The organism is Nevskia soli DSM 19509 (genome assembly GCF_000711955.1).
GTDB classification, from domain to species: Bacteria; Pseudomonadota; Gammaproteobacteria; order Nevskiales; family Nevskiaceae; genus Nevskia; species Nevskia soli.
In genome coordinates this window covers 35,620-44,937 of the sequence record NZ_JONR01000041.1, presented here as the reverse complement: position 1 = coordinate 44,937, position 9,318 = coordinate 35,620, and the positions used below count along the sequence as shown (strand labels likewise).

The 9,318-nt window shown below is 65.9% G+C and carries 4 protein-coding genes; 1 reads left to right on the top strand and 3 read right to left on the bottom strand.

From position 1 onward, the window contains the following. The 3 genes from prpB to BP26_RS0118730 form a co-directional block, all read right to left on the bottom strand. Nucleotides 1–743 (bottom strand): methylisocitrate lyase (gene prpB, locus BP26_RS0118740; RefSeq protein WP_029922094.1); only part of this gene is annotated, 743 nt, incomplete at its 3' end. Between the two features lie 406 nt (nucleotides 744–1,149). Next, entirely contained in the window at nucleotides 1,150–2,478 is a 1,329-nt protein-coding gene (locus BP26_RS0118735; RefSeq protein WP_029922093.1) for a type II toxin-antitoxin system HipA family toxin, read from the bottom strand. A gap of 3 nt (nucleotides 2,479–2,481) precedes the next feature. Next, nucleotides 2,482–2,727 (bottom strand): helix-turn-helix domain-containing protein, encoded by a 246-nt coding sequence (locus BP26_RS0118730; RefSeq protein WP_036517376.1) that lies wholly within the window; start codon nucleotides 2,725–2,727, stop codon nucleotides 2,482–2,484. A 561-nt stretch (nucleotides 2,728–3,288) separates the two neighbouring features. Between BP26_RS0118730 and BP26_RS0118725 the strand changes: the two genes are divergently transcribed. Next, the gene (locus BP26_RS0118725; RefSeq protein WP_051749160.1) at nucleotides 3,289–9,315 is read left to right on the top strand and encodes a non-ribosomal peptide synthetase; all 6,027 of its coding nucleotides are present in this window, start codon (nucleotides 3,289–3,291) and stop codon (nucleotides 9,313–9,315) included. Nucleotides 9,316–9,318 lie beyond the last annotated feature (3 nt).

Sequence of the window (9,318 nt, the reverse complement as noted above, 5' to 3'; positions counted from 1 at the left end):
TTCAGCGCGGCGGCATTCATGGCGCGGTAGGCGCCGCAGCAGTAGAGCACGATGTCCACGTCCACCGAGCCCAGTTCCTGGGTGGTGAACAGCGGGGTGAAGCCGAATTCGGTGATGTTGGCCAGGATCGGCACTTTGACCGCATCCTTGAACTTGCGGTACATCGGCAGCTCGGTCATGGCCTCGGGGAAGATCATGTCCGCGCCGGCCTCGACATAGGCCACGGCGCGCTCGATGGCGGCGTCGATGCCTTCGATGGCCAGGGCGTCGGTGCGGGCCATGATGACGAAGCCCGGATCGGTGCGGGCGTCGACGGCGGACTTGATGCGGTCCACCATCTCCTCCTTGCTCACCACTTCCTTGCCCGGACGGTGGCCGCAGCGCTTGGTGCCGACCTGGTCCTCGATGTGCACGGCGCCGGCGCCGGCCTTGATCATCGAGCGGATGGTGCGGGCGATATTGAAGGCGCCGCCCCAGCCGGTGTCGATGTCCACCAGCAGCGGCAGGGTGGTGACATCGGTGATGCGGCGCACGTCGGTCAGCACGTCTTCCAGGGTGCTGATGCCCAGGTCCGGCATGCCCAGGGAGTTGGCGGCGACGCCGCCGCCGGACAGGTACAGGGCCTTGTAACCCACCGCTTCCGCCATGCGGGCGGTGTAGGCGTTGATCGCGCCGATCACCTGCAAGGGCTTCTCGGCGGCGACGGCGGCACGGAATTTCTGGCCTGCGGACATTGCATTCATCAAGAGCACATGGAATCAAGCTTGGGCGCTCCATGTTCAAATCACGTGCCAACGCTCAGTAGTGCGTCGGAAGGCCTCATCTTGGGCGGCTAAAATTTCCAACTGCTTGATAATGCGTTGTTTCTTATAAACATGCCCATTGCAAACCAGATGGGTGCAACCTCAGATTTTCATCCTCAATATTTCACCTTACTTAACGTATTGCCTCACGCAGCAGGATTTCTATCAACGATGCTTGTTGCACCGTGCGTGCCCCGCGATTCAACCGTACAGTAGTACCTTTCGTCGCGGTCATTCGTTCGGGTAGTGGGCTTTTAGCCTACGTTGATCGTCACGTAATCAAAGGGGCCAGGCTCGACATCCCTCCAGAATATCGAGTGGCCTCTTTGGGTCTTTTTTTGCGGGTTCAGACCGCTAACTTCGCGGCAGCTTGACGAATTCCGTCCAGAATAGGGCCCGCCACGGATGACGGGAATTTCCTGGGCAATTGAGACGTAACAATGTCGATGACCTTGGGTGTCTGAGCGACCAGACCTTCAATCAGCGAATCAATTTGTTTGGCCAACCCGCACCGTCTCGCCATCTCCACCCAATGCCTGGGCTGGATTGAACTCCAGTTGTAGTGGCGCCTGCCCTCACCTTGAACCGCCATAGCCATTTTTACCTTGTGAGGCGACAGCTGGCCGGCGCGATTTCCCAAAACCGGAAAGGCGGAAAGGACATCGTAGCGCGGGGTCAATCGGAACTGTCCACCGGCTTCAAGGAACAAGCTGAAATTCTTTGCGTGCCCGTCAATCGCACAAAGCATCCAGAACAGGATCTGTGTACGAAAGAAGTCCATTCGATCATGATCTGCACGCGCCGAGCCCAGCAGCAGATCCATGGCTTTCTGAATTCCAGGACCGCCGTCGGCTTCATATTTGTGATCGCGGTCGATGCCCGTTGCCTGGCACAAGTCCTCCTGTGGTAGCCGCACGAACCAGCGTTCATTTTTGGCAAGTCGCCGGTCGAACCGTTGCACCACCAGCACTTTGTGCGGCCCAAACTGATCCATCCAGCAATCGGCCGTATCGAGTCCATAGGCTCGAAGAATCTGCGCACACAACCACTCGTTTTCGACCGACGTGCGCAGATCAATACCTTGGTTACCTTCCCCAATCGGCAGTTTGAAGATGTGGGTCGTCGGCGTAGGGCCATGTGGACGCATCCACTTATCTGCGTAGCGCAATAGTGCGGTCTTTTCCTGTGCGCCGGACAACGAGATTCTAAAATCCTCGTCATGGTCGATGCGCCCCAATGTGGGAGCGGCCAAGGTATTGCTCAGTAGCTGTGCGATTTCCTTTTCGGTGAGCGCGTCGCCTTCAATTTTCCGGGTGCTCGGCGGCGCCTGATCTGCGGGCATCAATTGGACAGCGCCAATACAGTCCCGGCCGATTTCGGCGAGCAAATCGAACGCGCGAGCCGACTTTGTCTGGAAGCGCTGCCGGATACGGTCTCGAATCCTTTTGCTGTCGGGCAGCAGGTTCTCGAAGAACCGTTCGACGACTGCACCCTTATAAGTCGTGCCTAATGGGCCGACGGGCATTGAAAGCGAAATCGGGCGGGTTTCGGGAGAGACGAGCCATTCGTCGGCGTAACGAAATTCCTGGGCATTGTTCGCTGCGCTGAGCCAGGTTCCGACACGCTCTCCATTCATCCACACAGAGAGTGCCTGGGTCTTGGATGGCCGCGCCATGGCTTACCACTCCCGCTGAGTGGGGCCTGTCGACAATTTGTCGCGGATAACCAGCTGCAGGCCCAAAGCGGAAAGCGCCTTATAGAGCGTTTCGACGGTGGCGTTTGCACCGTGAACTTCGATCGCGGAGATCGTGCTCTGTTTCAGGCCGACCTTCGAGCCAACGACGCTTTGGGTCAGCTTGAGCTGCTTGCGGCAGTTTTTCAGGATCTGTCCCAGTTGTTCGGGGGTGCTGGCGACATAGTCCATGATTTATCTCCTGTAAGGGATAAATCCAATATAGCCCTTATTTTGGATAAAATCACTTTATCCCGTACAGGGAATAAATCAAGAAAATCCCATGAAATGGGTAAAGCCGACCTTGTCCTGTAGTCCTTCGCTCTACGGGATTGCCATACAGTTTGAACCTTTCCTCCTCGAAACCGGTTTTACACGTTTTCTGACACACAGGCGGTCGCAAAGCACCTTGCGGCGCTCGCTGGCGATCCATACCGTGGGGTCTACGAGGCATTCGCCGGACTATACGGGCGGTGCTCCCAGAACGACCTGGCCGGCCACGGCTGGGTTCTTGGTGGATTCCGGACTCTTGCGGCCCTGACCGGGCGGAACCGGCCCGGCAGGCGGTCCGGCGGGATGACCTGACAGGGGCGTGCCCAATATGTGTCTGTTACCAAACGTACAGAGTGCGTTGACTGTGGCTGTGCATGCTCAGTTCCCGGTTCCCCCCGCTCTTCCAGTGACGACACCAGGGCAACGGTTCAATGCGATCCACCATTCCGCAGACCAGCGGAAGCCGCGACCCTGCGCTCCATGAAGCGTGAAGCGGCGGCAAGAGGGGCACGTCCACAGGCGCGAACGCAGCATGCGGCTCTTCCCGGCAAGAAAGCGGCGGGGGCGGCGCGCGCGCATTCGAGCCTGACGCAACTCTTCCGGCAGCAGGCCGAGCGGTTTCACGACAAGACGCTGTTCCGCTACCTCGGCGGTGGCGAAGGCGACGGGCAATGCCTGAGTTACGGCGAACTGGATGACAGGGCACGGGCCCTGGCCGCGCACCTGCAGCACAGGGGCGCCATCGGTGAGCGCGTGCTGCTGCTCCACCCTCCCGGTCTGGACTACGTCATCGCCCTGGTGGCCTGCCTCTTTGCCGGCGCCGTGGCGGTGCCGGCGTACTCTCCACGGCACGGCCGCGGTTTCGGCCACCTGCAACGCATCGCCGAAGATGCGCAGGCCCGCTTCGCCTGCGGTCGGGCGCCTTCGGCGATGCAGGCTCTGGCGCAGCCCTGGTTGAGCGATCTGCAATGGATCGCCGACACGGCGTTGGAGCGGACCGACGCGGAGCGTTGGAAATCCGTCCCACAGGATCGTTCGAGTCTCGCCTTGCTGCAGTACACCTCGGGTTCGACCGGCGCCCCGAGGGGCGTATGCCTGACCCACGGTAACTTCCTCGACAACATCCAGGCGCTGTGCCAGCGCGCAGCCATCGATTCCGAAGACCGCATCGTCTCCTGGCTGCCGCCCTACCACGACATGGGCCTGGTCAGCGGCATCCTGCTGCCGCTGTCCCAGGCCGCGGAAGCGACCCTGCTTTCGCCGGCGGAATTCCTGCCGCGGCCGTGGCGCTGGCTGTCGGCCGTATCGCGTTATTCCGCCACCGTCAGCGGCGCTCCCAACTTCGCCTACGAAGCATGCGTGCGACGCATCTCCGCGGCGCAGCGCTCGGAACTGGATCTGCGCGCCTGGCGCATCGCGTTCTGCGGCGCCGAGCGCGTCCGCCCTGACACACTGGAGCGCTTCGCCGCCGTCTTCGGCGCCGCCGGTTTCCGCGGCCGTGCCTTCAAGCCCTGCTACGGGCTGGCCGAATCGACCGTGGGCGTGACCTCCACCGCCGACGCGGATGCGCCCGCCAGCGTCGACGTCGATGAACCAGCCCTGGCCCGCGGCCGCGCCGAAGATCCGCGGCAAGGCACCCGGAGCTGCCGGCTGAGCAGCTGCGGCGCGCCGCTGGACGGGCTGGAACTCCTGATTGTCGATCCGTCCAGCGGAACCCCGCTGGGTGAAGACGCCGTGGGGGAAATCTGGATCCGCGGAGCGTCCGTCGGCACCGGCTACTGGCGCCGGCCGGAGGCGACGCAACAGGCCTTCGGCGCATCGGTGTCCGGCAGCGGCGGCTGGCTGCGCAGCGGCGATCTCGGCTTCCTCCGCCGCGGCGAGTTGTTCGTCACGGGTCGTTTGCGCGACCTGATCGTGCTGCGCGGTGTGAACCACTATCCCGAGGACCTGGAGGCGACGATGGAGCGATGCCATCCCCGCCTGCGGCCCGCGGGCGGGGCGGCGTTCGCCATCGACGACGGCAACGAAGAGCGGCTTGTGATCGTTCACGAAGTCGACTCGGTACGCGACCTGCCCCTGGATGAAATCAGCGCGGCCATCCGCCACGCGCTCGCCGAGCTGCATCAGCTCCAGGCCGGACGCATCGTCCTGCTGGCGCCTGGAGCCGTTCCGCGAACCACCAGCGGCAAAGTGCAGCGCCATGCCTGCCGGGAGCTCTTCGCGACGGGACGACTCGCCGCGCTGGAGGCGGCACCGCGGCCGCGGCAGGAACCGGCCGCCGACGCCGCCCTGGTCGCCGAGTTGCAGTCCCTGATGGCCGGAATGCTCGACATGCCCCAGATGGCGGCATCCGACGACTTCTTCTGGCTTGGCGGTCATTCTCTCCTGGCGACCCAGCTGGCGTCGCGCATCGCCGAGCGCTTCGGCGTCGACCTGCCGTTGCGGGCGGTGTTCGAAACACCGACTCCGCAAGGCCTTGCACGGCAGGTCGCCGCGGCCAAGGCGACCGCCACGCTGCCGCCGCTGCGCCGCGTCGACCGCGGCGGGGAACTGAGGCTGTCCTACTCGCAGGAGCGGATGTGGTTGATGCACCGCTTCGAACCGCAAGGGGCGGCCTACAACGTCGCCGCCGCCGTGCTTCTGGAAGGCGAGCTCGATCCTTGCGCGCTGCGGCAGGCCTTCTCCGAAGTGCTGGCCGTGCACGAAGTACTGCGCACGCGCTACCCGGCGGTGGATGGCACGCCACGAATGCGGGTGGTGCCGCAGGAGCGGCTGCAGCTTCCGTGCCTGGACCTGTCCGGACAATCCGATCCCCGTGCAGCCGCGCTGGCCGGGGCATCGGCGATGACGTGCAAACCCTTCGACATCGAAAGCGAGCTGCTGCTCCGGGCGGCCCTGTTCCGCACCGGGCCGCGGGAACATCTCCTGGCGCTGTGCCTTCATCACCTGGTGACCGACGGCTGGTCCATGGGCCTGCTGGCGCATGACTTGCTGCGTTTCTACGAAACCTTTGCCCGCGGCGAAACGCCTGAGCGGCGTGCGGCGGAATTCAGCTTCATCGACTACGCCCAGTGGCAGCGCAGCGCCCTTGCCGACGATGCCCTCGCGCCCCAGCTCGCCTACTGGACGAAGCGCCTGGAGGGCGCCCAGCCGCTGGAACTGCGCACCGACCGGCCGCGCACGCCGCAGCGCACTTCGGCAGGCGCATTCGAACCCCTGGAAATCGAACCGGAGTTGATGGACGCGGTGGAGCGGCTCGCCAGTGCCCATGGCACCACCACCTTCATGGTGTTGCTGGCCGCCTTCGAGCTGCTGCTGCACCGGCATAGCGGCGCATCCGACCTGGTGGTGGCAGTGCCGGTGGCCAACCGTAACCGGCTGTCCGCCGAGCCGCTGATGGGATGCCTGGTCAACACGCTGGCGCTGCGCCTGACGCTGCAATCCGACTGGAGCTTTGCCCGCCTGCTCGCCGAAGTGCGGTCCGCCGCGCTGGAAGCCTACGAACACCAGGACCTGCCGTTCGAGCGCCTCACATCGAAACTGCAGCTTGAGCGCCGTCCCGGCGAGTCGCCGCTAGTGCGCGTGATGTTCGATTTCCAGAACGCGCCGATGCCCTTGCCCCGAGCGGCCGGGTTGCGCGTGCGGCCCGTGCCGATGGCCCGCGGCGCCGCGCAGTTCGACCTGAGCCTGCTGATGCTGGACACGGAACTGGGCCGCAGCGCCGGCATCGAGTACAGCACGGAGCTGTTCGATGCGGCCACCATCCAGCGCTTCGCCCGGCAGTTCCGGACCATTCTCGAAGCGGTGACCGCCGATGCGCGGCAGGCCCTCGACGCGGTAGCGATGATCGGTGCGGTTGAGCGTGAGGGTCTGCTCGCGCTGGGCCGGCCCTCGCGGCGCGCCGCCGCGCCGCAGCCGCTCACCCATGCGATCGCCGATCTTGCCGCCAGCCGGCCCGGCGCGCCGGCGGTCGAAGGTACGTCGGGTGTTATCACCTATGCACGACTGTGGCAGGAGGCGCTGGCATTGGCCGAGCGGCTGCAGGCGATGGGCGCAAGGCCCGGCGAGCGGGTCGCCGTATGCATGGAGCGCAAGCCGGAACTGGTTTGCGCGCTGCTGGCGGTGCTGCTGACGGGGGCGGCCTACGTGCCGATCGACCCCGGCTATCCCGCCGAGCGGATCGAATGGGTCGCGCGCGATGCCGCACCCTGCGCGGCGCTGACGGACCGGCAGTCACGCGGCAGGTTGCCGCCCGGCATCCCGCAGCTGTGCATCGACGAAGCAGACGCTTCGGTGCAGGGATCGTCCTGGCATCCCGTTCCCGCCGATGGCCGCCGCCCCGCTTACGTGATCTACACCTCCGGTTCCACCGGGCATCCCAAGGGCGTGGAAGTCTCCTGCGGCGCGCTGTGGAATTTCCTCGGTTCGATGCGGCGGGAGCCGGGAATCGCCTCCGGCGACCGCCTGTTGTCGGTGACCACCATCGCGTTCGACATCTCCGGCCTCGAACTGTGGCTGCCCCTGAGCGCCGGCGCCACCGTCTACGTCGCGCCCGCGGCGGTCGCCGCCGACGGCGCCGCCCTGCTGGGCCTGATGCAGCGCTGGCGCCCGACGCTGATGCAGGCCACACCCGCCACCTGGAGGCTGCTGCTCGAGCACGGCTGGATCGGCGACGCCTGGCTGCGGATCCTCTGCGGCGGCGAAGCCATGTCCCCCGAATTGTCGCGGCTGCTGCTGGCGCGCTGCGCCGAAGTCTGGAACATGTACGGCCCGACCGAAACCACGATCTGGTCCGCCCTGCATCGGGTCCAGCCAGGCGAGGCCACTGTCGTTCCGGTGGGGCGGCCCATCGACGCAACCCGCATCTACGTGCTGGATGGGCGGCGGCAACCGGTGCCGAGCGGCGTCACCGGCGAGATCTACATCGGTGGCGCCGGCGTCGCCGAAGGCTACTTCCGGCGCCCGGACCTCACTGCCGAGCGCTTCCTGCCGGACCCGTTCGAGCCCGGCGGCCGGATGTACCGCACCGGGGATGCCGGCTGTCTGCGCAGCGACGGTTCGTTCGAATGCCTGGGACGCCTGGATCACCAGATCAAGCTGCGCGGTTTCCGCATCGAACCGGCGGAAATCGAATCGGCGCTGCGCAGTCATCCCGCGGTAAGGGACGCGGTGGTGATGTTGCGCGAGGACCGTCCGGCCGAGCCTTGCCTGGCGGCCTATGTCGTGACGCAATCGCCGGACCTGCGGCTCGACGAGTTGCGGTCAGCGGTGCGGCAGCGCCTGCCGGCCTACATGGCACCCGCGGTGTACGTGCCGCTGGAGCGGTTTCCCACCACGCCCAACGGCAAGATCGACCGCAACAGCCTGCCGCCGCCAGCCGCCGCGCAGCGTGTCGCCGCCACCGGCAGCGGCCGCCCCGCCGACGCGGTGGAGAAGGCCCTGGCGGCCTTGTGGCAGGAGTTGCTCGAGCTGCCAAGCGTCGGCACCCGCGACAATTTCTTCGACCTCGGCGGCCATTCGCTGCTGGCGGCGCAGCTGTTCGCGCGCATCGATGCGCAATTCGGCACGGCGCTGCCGCTGTCGGTGCTGATCGAATCGCCCACCATCGAGTGCCTCGCCGCCGCTGTCCGCAGCAGGCGCCGGGCCACCGGGCCGGAGGTGGTGGCAGAAGTCCCGGCCGGCGCCGCCGTGCAACCCCGGATGCAGTTCAGTCACCTCGTACCAATTAGTACCGATGGCGAATTGCCGCCGCTGTTCTGCGTCCACGGCGCCGGCGGCAACGTGCTGAACTTCGTCAATGTCGCGCGGCGCATCGGCCAGAGCCGCCCCCTCTGGGGGCTGCAGGCGCGCGGCGTCGATGGCCGCACCCACCCGTACGCTCCCGTCGCGCAGATCGCACGCGATTACGTTGCGGAAGTGCAGCGCCTGCAACCGGTGGGGCCTTATCATTTGTGCGGCTACTGCGCCGGCGGCATCATCGCGTTCGAAATGGCGCAGCAGCTGCGGGCCGCCGGCCACCAGGTGGAATCCCCGATCCTGATCGACTGCGCCGCTCCCGGCGCTGCCGCACCCGACCCGGTTCGCAACCGCGGCCAGGGCCCTGGCGGAACAATGGAGCGGTTCGCGCTGCGCTTCGCCGGCAAGCTGCGACGCGAGTCCGTCCGCGCCTGGTGCTGGGCACACATAGGTTTCAGCCGCCTGCTGCGGTGGCCAGTGCCGCCGCGAATGAGGGAGTTCTGGGTCACCGCGGCGTTGCTGCGGTCGATCACCGCCTACAGCCCCGGTGTTTACCCGGGCCGCCTGATCGTGCTGCGCGCCGCGGACGCGGACCCGTCGGGAACTGACCAGGACCCGGCGCTCGGCTGGTCGGCGCTGGCCAGGGACGGCGTGGAAACCGCCGCGATGCCGGGCAACCATCTCACGCTGATGGAAGAACCGCACGTCACGGCGCTGGCCATCACCCTGGCCCGGTGCATGGACACGGCACACCTCGCCAAGGCGGGCTGACCA